Genomic DNA, 21,190 nt, shown 5'->3' on the forward strand with positions numbered 1-21,190 from the left:
TTCTGCTCATGACCTCCTTTCTGCTTGCCGACGTGCGCCCGTGGGGCGGTGACCCGGTCGACCTCGTGATCGCCGATGGTGTGATCGCAGACATCACCCCCGCCGGACGCCAGGCAGCGGCAGATCAGCAGCAGGTCGTCGACGGCCGCGGTCTCCTCGCGCTCCCGGGCTTCGTCAACGCGCACGCACACATCGACAAGAGCTGGTGGGGCCAGCCGTGGGTCTCGTACGGCGGCGAGCCGACGACCCAGGGCCGGATCGCCCACGAGCGCGCCGAGCGCGACAAGTACGGGATCCCGAGCGTCGCGGGCACGACCGCCGTACTGCGGGAGTTCTTGCGTCACGGCACGACGGCGACCCGCACGCATGTCGACGTCGATCTCGGCGTCGGGCTGCAGGGGATCGCGAACGTGCACGAGGCGGTCGATGCGCTCGACGGCGCGGTCGAGGTGGAGATCGTCGCGTTCCCGCAGGACGGCGTACTCCGGCGTCCTGGCGTACTCGAGCTGCTGGACAAGGCCGCGGCGGAAGGCGCGACCAGCATCGGTGGACTCGACCCGGCGTCGATCGACCGCGATCCGGTCGGCCAACTGGACGCGCTGTTCGAGATCGCGGCACGGCGCGAGGTCGGGATCGATATCCACCTGCACGACCGCGGCGACCTCGGCGCGTTCCAGTACGAGCTGATCATCGAGCGCACCAAGCAGGCCGGCCTCGGCGGCAAGGTCAACGTCTCCCACGGATTCGCCCTCGGGGAGCTGCCCGAGCAGCGACGGGCGGAAATGGTATACCAGCTCGGCGAGGCCGGGATCTCGTGGACCACGGTCGCGCCGATCAACTCGGCGCCGCTGCCCTGGCGCGAGATGCGTACGGCGGGCGTCGCGATCGGGCTCGGCACCGACGGCATCCGCGACCTGTGGTCGCCGTACGGGGACGGCGACCTGCTCCAGATCGCTCGGCAGTTCGCCCGGCTGCATGGGCTGCGCGCCGACGAAGACCTCACGTATGCGATCGAGCTCGCGACAAGCTGTAGCGCCGAGTTCGTCCACCGCGAGAACTACGGCCTCACGCCGGGCGCCCGCGCGGACGTCGTACTGCTCGACGCCGAGAACGTGCCGGACGTCCTCGTCCGTGCACCGCGTCGTGAGCTGGTCATCGCCGGCGGCCAGGTCGTCGTACGCGATGGCGAACTCCAGGTGTGAGTACCAACTCTGTCGTCGACCGGACGCTCGGCTCACTGCGGGACAACCGGGCGTTTCGCCTGTTCTGGTTCTCGAATCTGTTCTTCTTCGGCGGCGTGTGGACACAGACGCTGGTGCTCGGCTGGCTCGCGTACGAGACCACGCACTCCGACTTTCTCGTCGCGGTGTTCGGTGCCGTGCGGTTGGCGCCCCTGCTGTTCGGGCCGTTCGCGGGCGCGTTCGCCGATCGGCACAACCGGGTCCGGCTGCTGATCATCGCGGCCTCGTGGGCGCTGGTCGCCGTCAGCGCGGTGGCCACGCTGGCGTCGCTGGGGCGCGCGACGTACTGGGTGCTCGTGCTCGGCGGGTTCGCGATCGGGCTTGCACAGTCGCCGTCGCAGCCGGCGCGTGCCTCGCTCGTGCTCGACCTGGTCGGACGGCAGAACCTCAGCAATGCCAATGCGCTCAACGCGATGGCGCTGAACATGACGCAGGTGATCGGGCCGGCGATCGGCGGCTTGATGATCACCGGGCTCGGTGCGCCGACCGCGCTGTGGGTCTCGACAGTTTGGTATGCCATTTCCCTCGTCACCCTGCTGCCGTTGCGCCGGTACGGCCAGGTGGTCGGCGGGCACACCGAGTCGGCGCTGCGGATGGTCACGAGCGGCCTGCGTGCGATCGCCCGGAATCGGCTCGCCTCCACCGTCCTCCTGATCACCCTGGCCGCGAACACTCTGCTGTGGCCGGTCGCGCAGTCGTTCATGCCGGTCTTCGCGCAGGAGTCGCTCGGCCTCGACGCCGCCGGTCTCGGCTGGTTGCTGACCTGCGCCGGCGTCGGCGGTCTGGCCGGCTCGCTGGTGATCGCCTGGCTGGGCGACTTCCGGTTCAAGGGCGGCATGTTCGTCGTCGGCACGGCTGTGTGGGGAACGCTCTGGGCGCTGTTCGGTCTATCCCACAGCGTGATCGCGTCGTTCGTCCTCATGACGGCCATCGGTGTGATGAGCGCGGCGTTCGGCGTACTCCAAACCACCCTGCTCCTGATGACCACGCCCGAGTCCCTGCACGGTCGCGCATTGGGAGTACAGGAGCTTGCCATCGGCATCATGCCCGCGGCGTCGCTCGTCCTGGGTGCGTTCGCCGAGCGCTACGGCGTCGACATCACCACGTTCGTCAGCGCCGTTCTGCTTGTCGTGATGGTCGCCGCCCTCGCCATCTGGACGCCACCGCTCCTCCGCTACAGCGGCGAAGGAACTACCGTGGCCCGTGAGCTGAAGGAGGGCTGATGTCGGTCAGGGTTCGGCGGGTGTACGACCCGGTGGAGGACGACGGCGGGCAGCGGGTGCTGGTGGATCGGCTGTGGCCGCGCGGGCTCAGCAGGTCGAAGGCGCGGATCGACGAGTGGTGCAAGGACGTTGCCCCGTCGACCGAACTGCGCGAGTGGTACGGGCACGACCCGGCGAAGTACGACGAGTTCGCGCGCCGGTACCGCAGCGAGCTCGACGACCCGGTCCGTGCTGCCGCCCTCGGTCAGCTACGTGAGCTGGCCGGGAGCGGCACGCTGACGCTGCTGACCGCGACCAAGGACTTCGCGATCAGCCAGGCCGCCGTACTCGCCGAGCTCCTCGACGACTAGCGCAGTACGACGCTGGACTCCGACGTCAGGGCGAGGAAGGTCAGCGACTCCTGCAGGTACAGCTGGACGCTGTCGGCGTCGTGGGACAGGTAGCCGATCGACAGGTCCTGACCGAGGTGCAGCTCGTAGTCGCCGCCGCGCGTCGACACCAGCAGAGCGCCCTCGAGGGCCGGCGCCCAGATGATCTCGCCGTCGCCGACGAGCCGGGCCAGGTGGTCGCGGATCGGGTAGCCGTGGTCGGTCGTCTCCGCGACGGCGGTGTACAGGTCGGCCGACAGCAGGAGGCTGTACGGCCCGTCCACCCCGGCCAGCCGGAGCGCCCGTAGCGCCTGGGCGACGGAGTCGGGCAGCTCGCGAGCCTCGGCCGGCAACGCGAGTACGTCGTTCGAGCTGCTCGGCGCGAGCCCCTCGATCCCGGCCGCGCCGGAGCCGTGGAAGACGAGGTGGTCCTCGGCGTACGCGATCTGCTTCGCGGCGTCCTTGACCGGCTGCCAGTCGGAGTCCTTCGCGCCGCGCTCGACATCGTCGACGGCCTGCCGGGTGACGGTGAACGGGACACGCAACTCGATGATCGGCTGGGACAGCCGCCGGTGCGCGATCACGCCGTCGCCCGGCGCCTCGACCGTCTCGAGGTGGCCGGTGCCGACCGAGGACAGCTCCGGCCCGGACGGACCGACCAGGTCGACCACCCGGCGCCCGGCGATGTCGCGGGTGAAGGTACGGCGAGCCTCCTCCTCGATCTCGCCCCAGGCGGCGTCCGAGACCGGGGCCAGCTCGCGGTGCAGGTTGTTCGTCATGTGCGACTCCTTCTGAGGCTGCCGATTCCCAGCGATCCGTCCGCCGGGTTCGTAGTGGTCCGGGCGGGCGTGGTCGCTGCGGGAGCCGGCGACGGGTCTTCGAGGAACTCCGCGGTCGGCACGAAGAACAGACTGCCGGTGACCGCGGTCGAGAAGTCAAGGATCCGGTCGTAGTTCCCGGGCGGCTCACCGACGAACATCCGGTGCAGCATCCGCTCGATCACGTCCGGGGTGGCGGCGTACCCGATGAAATAGGTGCCGAACTCGGCGGCGCCGGGTGAGCCGAAGGCCATGTTCTCGCGGACGATCTGCCGCTCGGTGCCGTCCGGGTCGACGATCGTGTTCACCGCGACGTGCGAGTTGGCCGGCTTGTCCTCGTCGGACAACTCGAAGTCGCTGAGTTTCTCCCGGCCGATCACGCGCTCCTGCTCGGCGACCGGCAGCGCCTGCCAGGCGTCGAGGTCGTGCAGATACTTCTGTACGACGACGTAGCTGCCGCCCGCGTACGCCGGGTCCTCGTCGCCGACCGTGATCGCCGCGACGGCCTTCGGGCCGGTCGGGTTCTCGGTGCCGTCGACGAAGCCGAGCAGATCGCGCTCGTCGAAGTACTTGAAGCCCTGTACTTCGTCGAGCACCTTCACGTGACCGGTCAGCCGCGCCATCACCTGGCGGGCGAGCTCGAAACACAGGTCGAGCCGGCGGGCGCGGAAGTGGAACAGCAGGTCACCGTGCGTCGCCGGCGCGGTGTGCTTCGCGCCGGACAACGCCCGGAAGGGATGCAGGTCGCGTGGGGCCGGCACACGGTAGAGCCGGCTCCACGCGGACGCGCCGATGCCGACGACGCAGCTCAGCTGGTCGTCCGGCGCGCGGAACCCGACAGCACGCGTGAGCCCGGCGACGTCCTCCAGCAGGGCCAGCGCGGTGTCCTCGGATCCGGGACGTACGGCGAGCACCAGGAAGACCGCCGCCTTCGCGGGCTCACGCAGTACCTCCTGAATCAGGACCACCACTTCCCGCTGCTGGACAGGGCGTCCGCGGTCCGGTTGGTGGTGTCGAGAGAGTCCAGGTCGGCCATCGCGGCGTCGTCGAGCTCGAAGTCGAAGACGTCGAAGTTCTCGATGATCCGGTCCTGGTGGGTGGACTTCGGGATGACCGAGAGGCCCTTCTGGATCGCCCAGCGGATCAGGACCTGCGCCGGGGTGTGGCCGGTGGCCTCCGCGAGGCGGGTGACGACCGGGCCGTCGAGGTGGCGGCCGGTTCCGAGCGGGCTGTACGCCTGGGACACGATGCTCGCGTCGTTACCGGCGGCGACCAGGCCGGCGCGGTACTCGAACGGGCTGAACTGGATCTGGTTGACGGCCGGCTGGATGTTGGCGACCTTCGACAGCTCGAGGATCTCGTCGGCGCCGAAGTTCGAGATGCCGATGCCCTTGGTCAGCCCTGCCTCGACCGCAGCCTCCATCCCCGGCCACGCCCAGGTCGGCCCGCCCTGCGGCCAGTGGATCAGATACAGATCGAGGTACTCCGTGCCGAGCCGCTCGAGACTCTTCTCCGCCTCGACCCGCGCGTCCTTGCCGCCCGGGTAGAACTTCGTCGTCAGGAAGATCTCCTCACGCGGAACCCCACTCTCCCGGATCGCCTTCCCGACACTGGCCTCGTTCCCGTACGCCTGAGCCGTGTCGATGAGCCGGTACCCGGCCTCGAGCGCCCAGGTCACAGCCTGCTCGGTCTGCGCACCGTCCTCAACCTGCCAGACCCCCAGCCCCAGCACCGGGATCTCAGTTCCGTTCGAGAGCTCAAGAGTGTTCGCAGTCATGTACTTCTTCTACCACGCGCGAGCTACAGCTTGTTGGCGTGGCGGATTACTTGGACGACATCCGCCATCATGCCGGTGAGGTCGTAGTCCTTGGGGGTGTAGATGGCGGCTACGCCGGCGGAGAGCAGGGACTTGGCGTCGGTGTCGGGGACGATGCCGCCAACAACTACCGGGACATCCTCCAGGCCCGCCTCGCGGAGGCCCGCGACGACCTGTGGGACCAGTTCCATGTGGGAGCCGGACAGGATGGACAGACCCACGCAGTGCACGTCCTCCGCGACGGCGGCGGCGACGATCTGTTCGGGGGTGAGGCGGATGCCTTGGTAGACGACCTCGAAGCCGACGTCGCGGGCGCGGACGGCGACCTGTTCGGCGCCGTTCGAGTGGCCGTCCAGGCCGGGCTTGCCGACGAGGAGGCGGAGGCGACCGCCGAGTTCCTCGGAGGTGGCGGTGACCTTCGCGCGTACGGCGGCGATCTCAGCGCCGCCGCCGGAGACGCCCACTGATCCGGACACACCGGTCGGCGCGCGGTACTCGCCGTACATCTCGCGGAGCACACCGGCCCACTCCCCCGTGGTCACGCCGGCGCGAGCGCACTCGAGCGTGACGGGCATCAGGTTGCCGGTCCCCTTGGCGGCAGCGCGCAGCTTGCCCAGCGCGGCCTCGACCGCAGCCGCGTCGCGCGACGCACGCCAGCTCTCCAGTGACGAAAGCGCAGCAGACTCGGCGGCGGGGTCGACGGTCTGGATCGCCGTGTCGAGGTCAGCGGTCAGCGGCGAGGGCTCGGTGTTCTCGAAGCGGTTCACTCCGACCACGACCTGCTCGCCGGACTCGATCCGCTGACGACGCTCGGCGTGCGATGCCACGAGCGCCTGCTTCAGATACCCGCTCTCGACCGCCGCGACAGCACCGCCCATCGCCTGCACCCGGTCGATCTCCTCGCGCGCACCCTCGACCAGCGAAGCCACCTTCGCCTCGATCACATGCGAGCCGTCGAAGATGTCGTCGTACTCGAGCAGGTCGCTCTCGTAAGCCAGCACCTGCTGCATCCGCAATGACCACTGCTGGTCCCACGGCCGCGGCAGCCCGAGCGCCTCGTTCCACGCCGGCAGCTGGACCGCCCGCGCCCGAGCGTTCTTCGACAGCGTCACGCCGAGCATCTCGAGCACGATCCGCTGCACGTTGTTCTCCGGCTGCGCCTCGGTCAACCCGAGCGAGTTCACCTGTACGCCGTACCGCAACCGCCGCGCCTTCGGATCGGTCACGCCGTACCGCTCCAGCGCCAGCTGATCCCACAGCTGCACGAACGCGCGCATCTTGCAGGTCTCCTCGATGAACCGCACACCGGCGTTCACGAAGAACGAGATCCGCTGTACGACGTCCCCGAACCGCTCCGGCGGCACCTGCCCGCCGTCCCGGACCCGATCCAGTACGGCGATCGCCGTCGACAGCGCGAACGCCAACTCCTGCACCGGCGTCGCACCGGCCTCCTGCAGGTGGTAGCTGCAGATGTTGATCGGATTCCACTTCGGCATCTGCGCGACCGTGTACGCGATCACGTCGGTCGTCAGCCGCAGCGACGCATCCGGCGGGAACGCGTACGTCCCGCGCGACAGGTACTCCTTCACGATGTCGTTCTGCGTGGTCCCGGTCAGCTCGGACGGCAGCGCGCCCTGCTCCTGTGCCGCGACCTGGTACAGCGCGAGCAGCCACATCGCGGTCGCGTTGATCGTCATCGACGTGTTCATCTGCGCCAGCGGGATCTGGTCGAACAGCGCCCGTACGTCGCCGAGATGCGCGACCGGTACGCCGACCTTCCCGACCTCACCCTTCGCCAGCGGATGATCCGCGTCGTACCCGGTCTGCGTCGGCAGGTCGAACGCGACCGAGAGGCCGGTCTGCCCCTTCTCCAGGTTCCGGCGGAACAACGCGTTGGACTCAGCCGCGGACGAGTGGCCCGCGTACGTGCGCATCACCCAGGGTCGATCCGAGGTCGCCATGTACCCGAGAGTAGGACTGTGTGCCCTTGTGAGTCTGCCTCTCGTGACTGGTGTCACCAGGGGCGTGGATCACACTCAAGCACTGAGCGGCAGGGGTGTCCGTTCGACTTTGAGGACCCGGTGCAGGCGGGTGACGGCGAGGATCCGGACGACCGACGGTACCGGGTGCCAGAGCACCAGTTGGCGGCCGAGGGACTGGGTCCGGCGGTGGGTCGCGACCAGGAGACCGAGGCCGGTCGCGTCGACCGCGTCGACCTCCTCCAGGTCGACGATCACGTCACCGTCGGAGGTGTCGATGAGGTGGTTGAGAGTTTGGCGGACATCGCCGACCGAACGCACGTCGAGGATGCCGGTGAGGTGTACCACGTTGTCAGGCTCAGCTGAGTGGGTCGGTGCCGACATGTCCGTGCCCTCCGCTCTTCCGGCGGCCCCCGAGTGATCGGCCGCGTGGCAGCGTCTTGATGGTAAAGACTCCCCGCAGACACGGAAGGTTGCCAAGACCTCGCGATCTTTTGTTTCGCGAGACAATGGTGTCCGTGTTCGCCGAGCATTACTTCCTGTTCCCGGTGGTGGCCCTCGCGCTGGCCGGCGTGATGGTGCTGCTGTGCCGCTGGGCGTTCTCGAAGGCGAAGGGCGGATCGCTGGTGCGTCGCGTCGACCACCGCCCGGCCGAGCGCGACGCGTTCGGCCTGCTCACCGACATCCGGACGGTGGCGAACTACAACGAGGCCCGCGTGCTGGTGTCGCGGCTGAAGGACTTCGGTATCAAGGCGACCGCGGCCCACACCAAGGACGGCTGGACGATCTACGTCTGGCCGCGCGACGAGGCCGCGGCGCGCGGGCTGCTCGACCACTCCTGATCCCGGCCCGCTGCTCGATCGCTGTCATCCGGAGAGCGCTCTCGTGCGTCCTCTAGCGACGACGGGGGTCGCGAGAAGGGGCCTGGGGACATCGGACAAGAACAGAGTGAGCCCACGAGGAGGACCATGACGCCCGAGGTGGCCCTCGCGGCCGTCACGTTGCCCAGCCGGGTACGCCGTGACGCCGTACCCGCAGACGACGACGGGTGGGAGCTCGAGGCGTCGGTGCGCGAGCCGGAGCGGTTCGCGGCGATCTTCGACCGGTACTTCGGCCAGGTGCACTCTTACGTCGCCCGCCGCCTCGGGAGCGATGTCGCCGACGATCTGGCCGCGGAGACGTTCCTGATCGCGTTCCGGCAGCGTGCGCGCTTCGACCGGCGCAACGGTGTGGTGCGGGCGTGGCTGTACGGCATCGCGACCAATCTGATCCGCCGGCACCGCCGCGACGAAGTACGGGCGTGGCGCGCCGCAGCGAAGCTCCCGCTGCCGGTCCCGGCCTCAACCCACGAGGACCGGGTCGCCGCTCAGGTGACGGCGCAGGGAGCCTCACCTGAACTGGCGGCCGCGCTGGCGAAGCTGAACGCGAAGGATCGGGAGGTCCTCCTGCTGGTGGCGCTCGGACAGCTGACGTACGACGAGGTGGCGGCGGCGCTCGGGATCGCGTACGGGACGGTGTGCTCGCGGCTGTCGCGAGCGCGGCGGGTAGTACGCGCAGCCGTGACGAACCCCGCGGAGGATCCGGCATGAACGAGTTCGACGTACTGCGGAAGGCGTTCCCGGAAGCCGATGGTCCGACACCGGAGGCGACGGATGCCGCCCGGCGTCAGGTGGAGGAGCTGATCCACCAGGCGAAGCCGGCCAGGTCCTTCACGAGCTTTGTCCGGGCAGGGTGGCTAGGCACTGCTGTCACCGCGGCCACTGCTCTGGTGGCGGTGGCCGGGCTGGGTGGGGCGCTGGTCGCGGGGCGAGGCGGCGGTGGCGGGTCAGTGCCAGGTGGACCGACCACCACTACTGCGCCCCGACTGACTGCAGCGGCAGAGGTTCTGATCGCGGCCGCGGTGGGCCAGGAGAAGGACGAGAAGGTGTCCGGGAAGTACTACCGGGTGCGCAGTCTGCAGCTGAACCCGACGACCCGGGTCGGCAGCCCGAAGTACACGCTGGTACGCCGGTCGATCACCGAGAGCTGGATGCCGATGAAGCCGGGCGTGGAGTCCTGGTTCGGCTGGGTGAATCTCGGCTATCAGCTCGCCGGCCCGGCCGATGTGGCGAAGTGGCGAGCGCAGGGTTCGCCCACGTCCTGGCAGCTGCCGTACGAGGACACGCCGATCAGCACGTCGGACGGCGTACCCGTGGTGAACAAGATGTCGTTCCGCGACGTCCCGCCCGGGTATTACCTGACCGGCGACAAGCCGCTCAGCGCCGAGCAGATCGCGCACCTCCCCACCAGCCCGGTCCAGCTCCGCCAGTACCTCGACAACACCGCCGCCAAGGACGCGCCTGCAGCGGACCGCGAGTACGCCGTCTTCGCCGCTGCCGGCCGGCTGCTGTTCGAGATGCCCGCTCCCCCGAAGCTCCGCGGCGCCGCGCTCCGTGTGCTCGCCGCACTGCCCGGTACACACATCCGCACCGGGGTGAAGGACCCCATCGGCCGCGTGGGCACCGAGGTCAGCCTCGCTGCTGCGCTGAGCAAGCCGAGCGGCGACCGGACCAGCCTGTTCTGGAGCGGAGCGACGTACATCATCGACCCGACCACGGGACGGCTGCTCAGCTCCACTCTCGGCGGGCCGAAGCCCGGCTCGACCGTCGTGCTGGAGTCCGGCTGGACCGACGACAGGCCGACTCCTCCCTCCGCCGCTGTCCGTTGACCGGTTGGATCCAGCGTCTAGGTTGGGTGCATGGGGACTCTCCTGGAGCTGGATCTGACCCGTGGTGTTCTCGAGACGCCGCCTGCCTCTCCGGTGGCGGCCTTCCGGGCCCGTCATCTGCCGACGCTGCGCGAGCTGGTGTCTGCCTTGCGGAAGGGTGCGCGGGACGACTCGGTCGTCGGCGTGGTCGCCCACCTGGGCGGTCAGCGACTCTCGCTGGCGCAGGTGCAGGAACTGCGCGAGGCGGTGGCCGACTTCCGTACGTCGGGGAAGCTGGCTGTCGCCTGGTCCGAGTCGTTCGGCGAGTCCGGTCAGGGAACGGTTCCCTACTACCTGGCTACCGCGTTCGACGAGATCTGGCTGCAGCCGTCGGGTGACCTCGCGATCACCGGTGTGACCGTGCAAGCCGTCTTCATCCGCGGCGCGCTGGACAAGGCGGGCGTGATCCCGCAGTTCGGCAAGCGGCGTGAGTACAAGACCGCCGCCGACACGTTCACCGAGAAGGAGATGACCGAGCCGGGACGCGAGATGGCATCGCGGCTCGCGGAATCGGCGTACGAGCAGATCGTCGAGGGCATCGCTGTACGGCGGCGTCTGGACACCACTCGGGTCCGGGAGCTCGTCGACAGCGCTCCACTGCCCGCACAGGACGGTCTGGACGCCGGACTGGTCGATCGACTCGGCTACCGCTCCGATGTGTACGACGAGCTCGAGAAGCAGCTCCAGTACGACGACCGGCTGCTGGCCGAGCGGTACATCCGGCGTGGTCCGCGCAATCTCGAGGACCTCCGCAGAACGCTCCCGTGGCCGCAGAAGCCGCTGGTGGCCGTGGTCCGCGTGACTGGTGGTATCTCGGTCGGCCGCAACTCCAACAGCCCGATGGGCGGCCCGGGATCCGGCTCGGACACCGTCGGCGCCGCACTGCGTGCCGTAGCGGACAACGAGCACGTGAAGGCCGTCGTACTGCGAGTGGACAGCCCAGGCGGCTCGTACGTCGCGTCCGATGCGATCCGCAACGAGGTACTGCGGCTCCGCTCGACCGGACGACCTGTGATCGCGTCCATGGGCAGCGTGGCCGCGTCCGGCGGGTACTTCGTGGCGATGCCGGCCGACGTGATCGTTGCCCAGCCCGGCACGATCACCGGGTCCATCGGCGTACTGACCGGCAAGGGCGTCGTACGCGACGCACTGGGCCGGATCGGCATCTCACGGGACGCGGTGTCCGAGGGTGCGAACGCGCAGATGTACTCGGCGCAGGAGGAGTTCACCGACGAGCAGTGGGCGCGGCTTGAGGAGACACTCGACCGCATCTACAAGGACTTCGTCGCGAAGGCCGCGCAGGACCGCGGACTCCCCGAGGAGCGGCTCGAGGCCCTGGCGCGCGGACGGGTCTGGACCGGCGCCGACGCGCACGGCCACAAACTCGTGGACGAGCTGGGTGGGTTCCAGCACGCCCTGACGCTCGCCTGCAATCGCGCCGGTCTGGACCGCGACGAGATCGGCGTGACGGCGGTTCCCCACCGCAATCTGCTCAGCCAGCTGCGCGCGCCGGTGACGACCGATGATCTGGCAGTCAGTGCGGCGCCGCTGACGTTGGACGGCCTGACCACCGGTCTCTACAGCGCGCTGGGTCTCCCGCCGGCCGGCGTACTCCGGATGCCGTTCAACTGGGAGATCAGCTAGTCGCGTTCTCCGCCGGGGACCCAGAGGACGTCGCCGCCGGAGGACAGGTTGGCGACGCGGCCGAGGATGAAGAGCAGGTCGGACAGACGGTTCAGGTAGGTGATCGCGAGCAGGTTGACCGACGGACCGTGCGCCTCGACGGCGGCCCAGCCGGCCCGCTCGGCACGGCGTACGACCGCACGGGCGACGTTCAGGTACGCAGCGCCCTCGGTGCCGCCGGGCAGGATGAACGAACGGAGCTTGGTCAAACGACTGTTGTAGTCGTCGCACCAGCCCTCGAGCCGGTCGATGTAGTCCTGGGTGATCCGCAGCGGCGGGTACTCCGGGTCCGGCGCGATCGGATTGCACAGGTCGGCGCCGACGTCGAACAGATCGTTCTGGATCCGGGTGAGCAGCACCACGATCGCGCTGTTCATGTGGCCGGCCGCGATGGCCACACCGATGGCGGAGTTCGCCTCGTCGACCTCGCCGTACGCCGCCAGGCGCGGATCGGTCTTCGAGGTCGTGGAATTGTCGCCCAGGCGGGTCTCGCCGGCGTCACCGGTGCGCGTGTAGATCCGCGTCAAGTTCACAGCCATGCCAGGACTCTACGCAAAGCCTCGGACCGTCAAACGCTACAGTCGACCGGTGGAACGGTTTCGGATCGCGGGTGAGGCACGGCTCGACGGCACTGTCGAGGTGGCCGGGGCGAAGAACAGTGTGCTCAAGCTGATGGCGGCAGCGCTGCTGGCGGAGGGTACGACGACGCTGCGGCAGGTGCCGGGGATCCTGGACGTCACGTTCATGGCCCAACTGCTCGACACCCTCGGGTGTTCGGTGAAGGTGGACCCGGACGGACGGCTGGCGACGATCGCCGTACCGGCCACGGTCAAGCACCAGTGCGACTACGACCTGGTGCGCAAGCTGCGCGCGTCGATCTCGGTGCTCGGCCCGTTGCTGGCCCGCTGCGGCCAGGCGGAGGTGGCGCTGCCGGGTGGCGACAACATCGGTTCCCGCGGGCTGAACATGCACGTCGCCGGTCTGGAGGCGATGGGCGCGAAGGTGCACATCGAGCACGGGTTCGTCATCGCCGAGGCGCCGCAGGGTCTGCACGGCGCCGAGGTCTGGCTGGACTTCCCGAGTGTCGGCGCGACCGAGACGATCATGATGGCGTCGGTGCTCGCGAAGGGCACGACGATCATCGAGAACGCCGCCCGCGAGCCGGAGATCCAGGACATCGCCCAGATGCTGGTCGAGATGGGCGCCCAGATCGACGGCGCCGGCTCGCCGCGGATCGAGATCACCGGCGTGGACGGGTTGCTGAACCCGGTCGACCACACCGTCGTACCGGACCGGATCGTGTCCGGGAGCTGGGCGTTCGCGGCCGCCATCACCAAGGGTGACATCACGATCGCGAACGGGCACGCGGAGCACCTGGAGCTGCCGCTCGACAAGCTGCACAAGGCCGGCGCGGAGATCACCGTGCTGAACCCGGGCTTCCGGGTCCGCATGCACGACCGGCCGAAGCCGGTGGACGTGGTGACGCTGCCGTACCCCGGGTTCGCCACCGACCTCCAGGCGTTCGTGATCGCGCTCAACGCGCTCAGCGACGGCGCGGCGATGGTGACCGAGAACCTGTTCGAGGGCCGGTTCACGTTCGCGCAGGAGCTGACCCGGCTGGGCGCGCAGATCCAGACCGACGGGCATCACGCGGTCGTCCGCGGCGTACCGCGGCTGTCCGGTGCGCCCGTGGTCGCCTCCGACATCCGCGCGGGCGCGGCGCTGGTGCTCGCCGGTCTCGCGGCCGAGGGCGAGACGCTCGTGTCGGCCGCGCATCACGTGCACCGCGGCTACACCGACTTCGCCGGCAACCTCCGCCGCCTCGGCGCCGACGTCGTGGTCGAGCCGGACGACGCGGAAATGTACTGGAACTGACACGGAAGCTAAGGTCGGGCGCATGACTGAGCGCGTGATCAAGCCCCTCGGCCGCGGTTTCCTCTTCCTCGACTCGCATCCGGCCGGCTGCGCACGCATCGTGCGCGACATGGCCGAGCAGGTCGAGGCCCGTACGCCGGGACGCCGTACGGCGCTCGTCATCGGGTCCAGCTCGGGCTACGGGCTGGCCACCACGATCGCGGGTCTGGCCCGGTACGGCGTCGACGGGATCGGGGTGTCGTTCGAGAAGGCGCCGACCGCTCGCCGGACGGCGACCGCCGGGTGGTACCGGACCGCGGAGACGGCAGCGCTGGCGGCCGAGCTCGGCCGGTCGTGGAGCTTCGTGAACGCGGATGCGTTCTCCGACGACACGAAGAACGACGTCCTCGACCTGGTCGCGGAGCTCGGCGGGATCGACCACCTGATCTACAGCGTGGCCGCACCGCGACGGGTCGATCCGCGCAACGGCGAGACGTACCAGTCCGCGCTCAAGACGATCGGTGCGCCGTACACCACGAAGAGCCTCGCGTACGAGGACGGCGAGCCGGTGCTGCAGGAGGTCGGGATCGACGTCGCCACCGACGACGAGCTGGCCCAGACCGTGAAGGTGATGGGCGGCGAGGACTGGGCCCGCTGGATCACCGCGCTCCAGGAGCGTGACCTGCTCAGGCCCGGGTTCAACACCGTTGCCCTGACCTACATCGGATCGGAGCTGACCGGGCCGATCTACCGCCAGGGCTCGATCGGCGCGGCGAAGGCCGACCTCGAGCAGACCGCGCTGAACCTCGCGAAGGACGGCGTCAGCGCGATGACGTCGGTGAACGGCGCGGCCGTGACCCAGGCATCGTCAGCGATCCCGGGCATCGGTCTCTACGTCAGCATCCTGCACAAGGTCCACGGCCTGCAGACTCCTGTGCAGCAGTCGATCTCGCTCTGGGACCAGCTCACCGGCGAGGCCCCGCTGGACCTCGACGACGAGGGCCGCATCCGCCTCGACCGCTGGGAACTCACCGACGACGTCCAGTCCGCGATCCGCACCCAGTGGGAGTCGGCCACCGCAGCCAACATCGGCGAGGTGGCCGACACCGAGTGGTTCCTGGCCGAAGTACGCCGCCTGTACGGCTTCGACGTACCGGGTGTGGACTACGAAGCTGAGACCGAGGTCGACGTGGAGTGGCCTACAAAGGCTTGAACGCGGCCAGTTCCAGGACGAGATCGCCGGCTTCGTCGGAGGCAGCCAGGTCGACGGACGCGGTGATGCGCCAGTCGTGGTTGCCTTCGGGGTCGTCGATGATCTGCTGGACCTCCCAGTAGCCGGGGTGTTCCTCGATCAGGAACAGGGCGGGGCCGCGGGCGGCCGGGCCGGTGTTCACGACGTCGTGCTCGGCGTAGTACGCCGTACCCGCTTCGGCCCAGCGGGCGGCGTCCCAGCCGGCGTCGGCGTCCAGCTGACCGAGCTCCGCCCAGCGGTGCAGGGCGAGGAGCTCGACCCGGCGGAACATCGCGTTCCGGACCAGGACCCGGAAAGCCCTGGTGTTCAAGGTGATCCGGCGCGGGCCGACCGGCGCGACCTCGGCCTCCGGCTCGTCGGTGGGGTTGGTCAGCTCCTCCCACTCGTCGAGCAGGCTGGAGTCGGTCTGCCGCACGACCTCACCGAGCCACTCGATCAGGTCGGTCAGATCCTCGTTCACCTTGTCCGGCGGAACCGTCTGCTTGAGCGCCTTGTACGCATCGCTCAGATACCGCAGTACGACGCCCTCCGACCGCGCCAGCCCGTAGAACCCGATGAATTCCCCGAACGTCATCGCCCGCTCGAACATGTCGCGGACGACGGACTTCGGCGACAGCCCGGTGTCGGCGATCCACGGATGCGTCTGCCGATACATCTCGAACGTTGCCTCGAGCAACTCATTGAGCGGCTTCGGCCAGCTGACGTCCTCGAGCAGCTCCATCCGCTCCTCGTACTCGATGCCCTCGGCCTTCATCGCGTTCACGGCCTCGCCACGCGCGTGGTGCTCCTGCGCCCACAGCACCGCCCGCGGATCCTCGAGCGTCGCCTCGACGACCGACACCACGTCGAGCGCGTACGACGGGTCCTCCGGGTCGAGCAGATCCAGTGCAGCCAGGGCGAACGTCGACAGCGGCTGGTTGAGGCTGAAGTCCTTCTGCAGGTCCACGGTCAACCGCAACGACCGGCCGTTCTCGTCCGGCTCGTCCAGCCGCTCGACCACACCGGCGGTGAGCAGCGTGCGATAGATCTGGATCGCCCTCCGGATCAACCGCACCTGAGCCCGCGAGTCCTCGTGGTTGTCGCGGAGCAGGTGCCGCATGCTCGCGAATGCGTCACCGTCGCGGGCGATGACGTTCAGCAGCATCGCGTGGCTGACCCGCATCCGCGACTGCAACGCCTCGGGCTCGGCCGCGACCAGCCGGTCGAACGTGTCCTCGCCCCAGGTGACGAACCCCTCCGGCGGCTTCTTCCGCTGCACCTTGCGCTGCTTCTTCGGGTCGTCACCGGCCTTGGCCAGTGCCTTCACGTTCTCGACCACGTGATCCGGCGCCTGTACGACGACGGTGCCGGACGTGTCGTACCCGGCCCGGCCGGCCCGCCCCGCGATCTGGTGGAACTCGCGTGCCTTCAGGATCCGCTGCCGGCGTCCGTCGTACTTGCTCAGCGCCGTCAGTACGACGGTCCGGATCGGCACGTTGATCCCGACACCGAGCGTGTCGGTTCCGCAGATCACCTTGAGCAGCCCGGCCTGCGCCAGCTGCTCGACCAGCCGGCGGTACTTCGGCAGCATGCCGGCGTGATGGACGCCGATGCCGTGCTTCACCAGCCGCTGCAACGTCCGGCCGAAACCCTTGCTGAACCGGAAGTTGCCGATCAGCTCGTTGATCTTGTCCTTCTCCTCCTTGGAGGAGACGTTGATACTCGTCAGCGCCTGCGCGCGTTCGAGTGCGGCCGCCTGGGTAAAGTGCACGACGTACACCGGAGCCTGGTGCGTGGTGAGCAGCTCTTCGAGGGTCTCGTGCAGCGCGGTCGTGACGTACTTGTAGATCAGCGGGACCGGGCGTTCGCCGGACGCGACGATCGCGGTCGGGCGGCCGGTCCGTCGCGACAGGTCGATCTTGAACCGGTCGACGTCGCCGAGGGTCGCGGACATCAGCACGAACTGCGCTTTCGGCAGCTCGAGCAGCGGGACCTGCCAGGCCCAGCCGCGATCAGGCTCGGAGTAGAAATGGAACTCGTCCATCACGACCTGGCCGACGTCCGCCTCTGCTCCTTCGCGCAGGGCGATGTTGGCCAGGACCTCCGCCGTACAGCAGATGATCGGCGCGCCGGCGTTCACCGAGGCGTCGCCGGTCAGCATGCCGACCTTGTCCGCGCCGAACACATCACACAGCGCGAAGAACTTCTCCGACACCAGGGCCTTGATCGGCGCCGTGTAGAACGTCCGCTGCCCGTGCGCGAGCGCCGCGAAGTGCGCGCCGGTCGCGACCAGACTCTTCCCGGAGCCGGTCGGTGTCGACAGGATCACGTTCGACCCGGTCATCACCTCGATCAACGCCTCTTCCTGAGCCGGGTACAACGAGATCCCCTGCTCCCCCACCCAACGCGCGAACACGTCGTACAGGTCGTCAGGCTCGGTCGTCCCCGGCAGTTGCTCAGTCAGCGTCATCGTCACCCATTGTCCCCGAACGGCCAATCAGCAGGCTCCGCCGGGTGCCGCGTGCGCCGCCCGGTCAGGCGACGCACGCGGGCGGGTCTACTTGTCGCCCTTGATGGCCATGGCCTGCTCCAGTTCGTCACGGATCGCGTCGGCGCCGGATTTGCGGTAGTCGGCGACCGCCTCGTCCCAGGAGTTCAGGTCGGCCCGGCCCAGCTGGATGTCCTTGGTGATGGAGTCCATCCGGGTGTCGAGGATCTTGCCCTTGGTGGACTGGGTCGGTGAGTACAGGCCGTACGTCGGCGGCATGATCGCCGTCGGCAGGATCGCCTTGAAGTGGTTGTACGCCGTGTCGACCGCCTCGGGATGGCCGGGGAAGTACGTCGGGTACGGCCCGTCGGCGAGGTACTGGATCGGGAACTCACCCAGGCACACCTCGCTGCCGCCGTCCTTGGTCAGCACCGGGTCGGTGCCGTTCAAGGTGTAGTGCCGGCCGGGCAGGCCGAACTTGCGGAACAGGTACTCCTCCGTCCCGAACGGCGCTGCCATCCAGTTCAGCACCCGTAGCAGTGCCTTCGTCCGCTCCGGTGAACTCGGCCGGATCGCGGCGATCGAGTTGTTCGGCGAACCGAGCAGCACCCGCCCGACCTTGCCGTCGGCAGCCCGCGGAACCGGGATCGAGATACTGAAGTCGGCGTTCGTGGCCCGCCGGTAGAAGCTCTGGATCGACGAGTAGGTGTCCTGCGTCATCACCGCCGACCCCTGGGTGAACCAGACCTTCTGGTTGTTCTTCGCGACCCCGTCCGGGTGGATCACGCCGTCGGTCACCATCTGCCGGGTGATCGCCAGCATCTCCTTGTGCTCCGGCAGTTCCCGGCTGTGCACCAGCTTGCCGTCGCGCACCTCCCAACCGTTGGGCAGACCAAGCATCGCGCTGACGATCGCGGTCGGCGGCACCGCGAAGCCCCACCGGTTCTTCTTGCCGTCGGTGACCGCCTTCGCCGCCTTCTGCAGGTCGTCGATCGTCGGCGACACGAGCTCGACACCGAACTTGTCCAGCAGGTCCTGCCGGGCCAGCAAGGTGTTCGACGACATGATCCCGCGCTGGATCGGCACGGCCCGGATGCCGCCGGAGAACACGCAGCCGCGCCACGACGCCTGCGGCGCGTTCGCCAGGAACGGGTACTCGAGGATCGCGTCCCCGGACAGGTACTCGGTCAGGTCCTGCGCCCGCGCCTCGAGGAACTGCGGCAGGTACGCGAACCCGCTGTCCACGTTGAACAGGTCGCCCAACGTGTCCCCCGCGACCGAGGTGGCGAACTTGTTCGGGTAGTCGGTCGCCGCGGTGATGTTGAGCTCGAGCGGCGCTCCGAGCCGCCGGTTCAGCTCCTGCCAGTACGGATTGCGGTCGGCCGTCGGCGGGATCGGGTTCGACGTCAGCGTCGTACCGCTGACGGGCTGGCCGTCGCCGGGTACGCCGTTGGTCACTTTGGCCGGATGCTGCGGGAACCGGTAGAAGCAGTCCGGCATCAGCGGATGACTCCGCGGCAGATCCGGCTTCGGCCCGTCGAACCGTTTGTACGTCGGCAACGCGACCGGCTTGTTCAACGCGGCGATGTCGGTCGACCTCGTCACCGTCGAGCAGCCGCTCAGCCCGCCGGCCGTCGCGACCGCGGCCAGCGATCCGCCCAGGAAACTCCTTCTGCTGATCGTCATCCCTTCACCGCCCCGGTCAGCATGCCCTTGGCGAAGTGCCGTTGCAGGAACGGGTACACGATCAGGATCGGGACGAGCGATACCACCAGGATCGCCATCTGGATCGACTCCTGCGGCGGCAGCTGATCGGCCGCCGCGCCACCGAGATCACCACTGCTGAGCTCGGTGTTGTTGATCACGTACGTCCGCAGTACCAGCTGCAGCGGCCATTTCGCGGTGTCGCTGATGTAGAGCATCGCGTTGAAGAACGCGTTCCAGTACCCGACCGCGTAGAACAGCCCGACGACCGCGAGCACCGCCCGGGACAGCGGCAGCACGATCGACCAGAAGATCCGGAAGTCGCCGGCGCCGTCGATCCGGGCCGAGTCCAGCACCGATTCCGGGATGCCCATGAAGAACGAGCGGAGCACGATCACGTTGAAGCCGCTGATCGCCGTCGGCAGGATCAGCGCCAGCAGCGAGTCGAGCAGCCCGAACTGCTTCACCACCAGGTAGTTCGGGATCAGGCCCGGGCTGAACAGGATGCTGAACAGCACGATCATCAGGATCGGCCGCTGCCCGAACGACCCCGGCCGGCTGAGCGAGTACGCCAGCATCGTCGATCCGGCCAGACTGATCAGCGTGCCGCCGCCGGCGATCACGATGCTGACCAGCAGCGCGCGCTGCACCACGCCGCCGTTGAAGATCGACTTGTACGCGTCGAGGTTGAACGCGTCCGGCCAGAGCACGAAGCCGCCGGAGTTCGTGACGTGCTGCTGACTCGCGATGCTGGTCGAGATCACGCCGAGGAACGGAACGATGACCACCGCGCAGCAGACCGCCAGTACGACGGTCTTGAGCACTCGCGACGACATCGCCGGTCCGTCGTCGATACCGTTCTGGAGTTTCTGAACCGTGCTCATTTCTGGTACACCCCCGCCTCACCGAAGATGTGCGCGATCTTGTTGGCGCCGATCACCAGGACGACGGCGACAAGACCCTTCACCAGCCCGACGGCGGCCGAGACACCCCATTGGCCTGCCAGCACGCCGTTGTTGTAGACGTACGTGTCGAGTACTTCGCTGGCCGGTCTGCCGACCAGGTTCTGCTGCAGGATGATCTGCTCGAAGCCGACGGTCAGCGAGTCGCCGAGCCGCAGGATCAGCAGCAGGATGATCAACCCGCGGATGCCGGGCACCGTGACGTGCCACAGCTGCCGCCAGCGCGAGGCTCCGTCGACCCGGGCGGCCTCGTACAGCCCGGGATCGATCTGGGTGAGCGCGGCCAGGAACAGGATCGTTCCCCACCCGGTGTCCTTCCAGATCACCTGGCTGGTCAGCAGCGCGATGAAACCGTCCGGGTTGCCGAGGAAGTCGATCGTGCCCATCCCGTGCGAGCGCAGGAAGTTGTTGATCAGGCCGCTGCCGCCGAGGATCTGCTGGAAGATCGCGATCACGATCACCCATGACAGGAAGTGCGGCAGGTACAGCACCGACTGCACGATCCGCTTGATCCGCTCCGACAGCAGGCTGTTCAGCAGCAGCGCCAGCGCGATCGGCGCCGGGAACACGAAGATGACCTGCACCAGGGTGATCAGCAACGTGTTCTTGAGGGCGTTGAGAAACTCCGCGTCGCCGTTGAAGATCACGGCGAAGTTGTCCAGGCCGACCCACGCGCTGCGTCCGAACGGGACGAACGGCAGGTACTCCTGGAACGCGATCAGGTTGCCGAGCAACGGCAGGTAGTGGAACACCAGCAGCAGGACCAGCCCGGGAAGGGCCATCAGCAACAGGACCTTGTCCCGGCGGGCGCGCGCCCACCAGGACAACGGTTTACTCGCCGAGCGCAGTCCGATGCCACTCTCAGTGGCCGCGCCCGGTGGTCCGGAACCGGTCGCCCCGGTGGTATCGCTGGGGGTGGTCCGGTCGGTCTGGAGGCTGTTGATTGCATCTGTTCGAGCCACGCGAGACTCCCTGGGTGGTTGTCGTCGCTCCCACAACGGAGAGCGTTTTCCGTTCCCCTTTGTTCGATGCTGTCGTGTCTTGGGGAATCGCGCAGCTCCGCTCGGAGCGTCACCC

At 68.5% G+C, this 21,190-nt stretch carries 19 protein-coding genes; 9 read left to right on the forward strand and 10 right to left on the reverse strand.

What is annotated here, in order from left to right; all coding sequences use genetic code 11:
* Positions 1-8 precede the first annotated feature (8 nt).
* Genes OHA10_RS39605 through OHA10_RS39615 form a run of 3 tightly spaced genes read left to right on the forward strand, consistent with a single transcriptional unit; the run spans position 9 to position 2,814 of the window.
* Entirely contained in the window at positions 9-1,202 is a 1,194-nt protein-coding gene (locus OHA10_RS39605; protein ID WP_371403916.1) for an amidohydrolase, read from the forward strand.
* Positions 1,199-2,464, forward strand: coding sequence for an MFS transporter (locus OHA10_RS39610; protein WP_371403917.1), 1,266 nt, complete (start codon positions 1,199-1,201; stop codon positions 2,462-2,464). The genes OHA10_RS39605 and OHA10_RS39610 overlap by 4 nt, the downstream gene beginning before the upstream one ends.
* Positions 2,464-2,814, forward strand: a complete 351-nt coding sequence (locus tag OHA10_RS39615) for a DUF488 domain-containing protein (protein WP_371403918.1) — start codon at positions 2,464-2,466, stop codon at positions 2,812-2,814. Before OHA10_RS39610 ends, OHA10_RS39615 begins: the two co-directional genes overlap by 1 nt.
* On the opposite strand, the gene OHA10_RS39620 is transcribed toward OHA10_RS39615, so the two are convergent.
* The 5 genes from OHA10_RS39620 to OHA10_RS39640 all read right to left on the reverse strand — a co-directional run bounded on the left by OHA10_RS39620 (position 2,811) and on the right by OHA10_RS39640 (position 7,829).
* Positions 2,811-3,611 (reverse strand): family 1 encapsulin nanocompartment shell protein, encoded by an 801-nt coding sequence (locus tag OHA10_RS39620; protein ID WP_371403919.1) that lies wholly within the window; start codon positions 3,609-3,611, stop codon positions 2,811-2,813. The two genes, OHA10_RS39615 and OHA10_RS39620, sit on opposite strands and share 4 nt — an antisense overlap.
* A complete protein-coding gene (locus OHA10_RS39625) occupies positions 3,608-4,621 on the reverse strand; it encodes a Dyp-type peroxidase (protein ID WP_371403920.1) in 1,014 nt (337 codons plus the stop codon). Before OHA10_RS39625 ends, OHA10_RS39620 begins: the two co-directional genes overlap by 4 nt.
* The gene (locus OHA10_RS39630) at positions 4,609-5,427 is read right to left on the reverse strand and encodes an aldo/keto reductase (RefSeq protein WP_371403921.1); all 819 of its coding nucleotides are present in this window, start codon (positions 5,425-5,427) and stop codon (positions 4,609-4,611) included. The genes OHA10_RS39625 and OHA10_RS39630 overlap by 13 nt, the downstream gene beginning before the upstream one ends.
* Before the next feature lie 23 nt (positions 5,428-5,450).
* A complete protein-coding gene (locus OHA10_RS39635; protein WP_371403922.1) occupies positions 5,451-7,427 on the reverse strand; it encodes a protein meaA in 1,977 nt (658 codons plus the stop codon).
* A 75-nt stretch (positions 7,428-7,502) separates the two neighbouring features.
* Positions 7,503-7,829 (reverse strand): STAS domain-containing protein, encoded by a 327-nt coding sequence (locus OHA10_RS39640; RefSeq protein ID WP_371403923.1) that lies wholly within the window; start codon positions 7,827-7,829, stop codon positions 7,503-7,505.
* Between the two features lie 125 nt (positions 7,830-7,954).
* On the opposite strand from OHA10_RS39640, the gene OHA10_RS39645 reads away from it, so the two are divergent.
* From OHA10_RS39645 to sppA, 4 genes are all read left to right on the forward strand, one after another.
* Positions 7,955-8,287 (forward strand): hypothetical protein, encoded by a 333-nt coding sequence (locus OHA10_RS39645; protein WP_371403924.1) that lies wholly within the window; start codon positions 7,955-7,957, stop codon positions 8,285-8,287.
* A gap of 126 nt (positions 8,288-8,413) precedes the next feature.
* The gene (locus OHA10_RS39650; protein WP_371403925.1) at positions 8,414-9,034 is read left to right on the forward strand and encodes an RNA polymerase sigma factor; all 621 of its coding nucleotides are present in this window, start codon (positions 8,414-8,416) and stop codon (positions 9,032-9,034) included.
* The gene (locus OHA10_RS39655) at positions 9,031-10,152 is read left to right on the forward strand and encodes a CU044_5270 family protein (RefSeq protein WP_371403926.1); all 1,122 of its coding nucleotides are present in this window, start codon (positions 9,031-9,033) and stop codon (positions 10,150-10,152) included. The genes OHA10_RS39650 and OHA10_RS39655 overlap by 4 nt, the downstream gene beginning before the upstream one ends.
* Before the next feature lie 30 nt (positions 10,153-10,182).
* Positions 10,183-11,835 (forward strand): signal peptide peptidase SppA, encoded by a 1,653-nt coding sequence (sppA, locus tag OHA10_RS39660; RefSeq protein WP_371403927.1) that lies wholly within the window; start codon positions 10,183-10,185, stop codon positions 11,833-11,835.
* Here sppA and OHA10_RS39665 read toward each other — a convergent pair.
* The gene (locus OHA10_RS39665; RefSeq protein ID WP_371403928.1) at positions 11,832-12,413 is read right to left on the reverse strand and encodes a cob(I)yrinic acid a,c-diamide adenosyltransferase; all 582 of its coding nucleotides are present in this window, start codon (positions 12,411-12,413) and stop codon (positions 11,832-11,834) included. The two genes, sppA and OHA10_RS39665, sit on opposite strands and share 4 nt — an antisense overlap.
* A gap of 49 nt (positions 12,414-12,462) precedes the next feature.
* On the opposite strand from OHA10_RS39665, the gene murA reads away from it, so the two are divergent.
* Both murA and fabV read left to right on the forward strand, forming a co-directional pair.
* Complete coding sequence (gene murA / locus OHA10_RS39670; RefSeq protein WP_371403929.1) at positions 12,463-13,749, forward strand: UDP-N-acetylglucosamine 1-carboxyvinyltransferase; 1,287 nt, start codon at positions 12,463-12,465, stop codon at positions 13,747-13,749.
* 22 nt (positions 13,750-13,771) lie between these two features.
* A complete protein-coding gene (fabV, locus tag OHA10_RS39675; RefSeq protein ID WP_371403930.1) occupies positions 13,772-14,941 on the forward strand; it encodes an enoyl-[acyl-carrier-protein] reductase FabV in 1,170 nt (389 codons plus the stop codon).
* Here the strand turns inward: fabV and OHA10_RS39680 are convergent.
* The 4 genes from OHA10_RS39680 to OHA10_RS39695 all read right to left on the reverse strand — a co-directional run bounded on the left by OHA10_RS39680 (position 14,928) and on the right by OHA10_RS39695 (position 21,075).
* Positions 14,928-17,429, reverse strand: a complete 2,502-nt coding sequence (locus tag OHA10_RS39680) for a DEAD/DEAH box helicase (protein WP_371403931.1) — start codon at positions 17,427-17,429, stop codon at positions 14,928-14,930. The genes fabV and OHA10_RS39680 overlap by 14 nt on opposite strands.
* An 87-nt stretch (positions 17,430-17,516) precedes the next feature.
* On the reverse strand, positions 17,517-19,133 hold the full coding sequence (locus tag OHA10_RS39685) for a hypothetical protein (RefSeq protein WP_371403932.1): 1,617 nt from the start codon (positions 19,131-19,133) through the stop codon (positions 17,517-17,519).
* The gene (locus OHA10_RS39690) at positions 19,130-20,035 is read right to left on the reverse strand and encodes a carbohydrate ABC transporter permease (RefSeq protein WP_371403933.1); all 906 of its coding nucleotides are present in this window, start codon (positions 20,033-20,035) and stop codon (positions 19,130-19,132) included. The genes OHA10_RS39685 and OHA10_RS39690 overlap by 4 nt, the downstream gene beginning before the upstream one ends.
* The gene (locus OHA10_RS39695) at positions 20,032-21,075 is read right to left on the reverse strand and encodes an ABC transporter permease (RefSeq protein ID WP_371403934.1); all 1,044 of its coding nucleotides are present in this window, start codon (positions 21,073-21,075) and stop codon (positions 20,032-20,034) included. Before OHA10_RS39695 ends, OHA10_RS39690 begins: the two co-directional genes overlap by 4 nt.
* Positions 21,076-21,190 lie beyond the last annotated feature (115 nt).

It is taken from the genome of Kribbella sp. NBC_00662 (assembly GCF_041430295.1).
In the GTDB taxonomy this organism is placed as follows: Bacteria; Actinomycetota; Actinomycetes; order Propionibacteriales; family Kribbellaceae; genus Kribbella.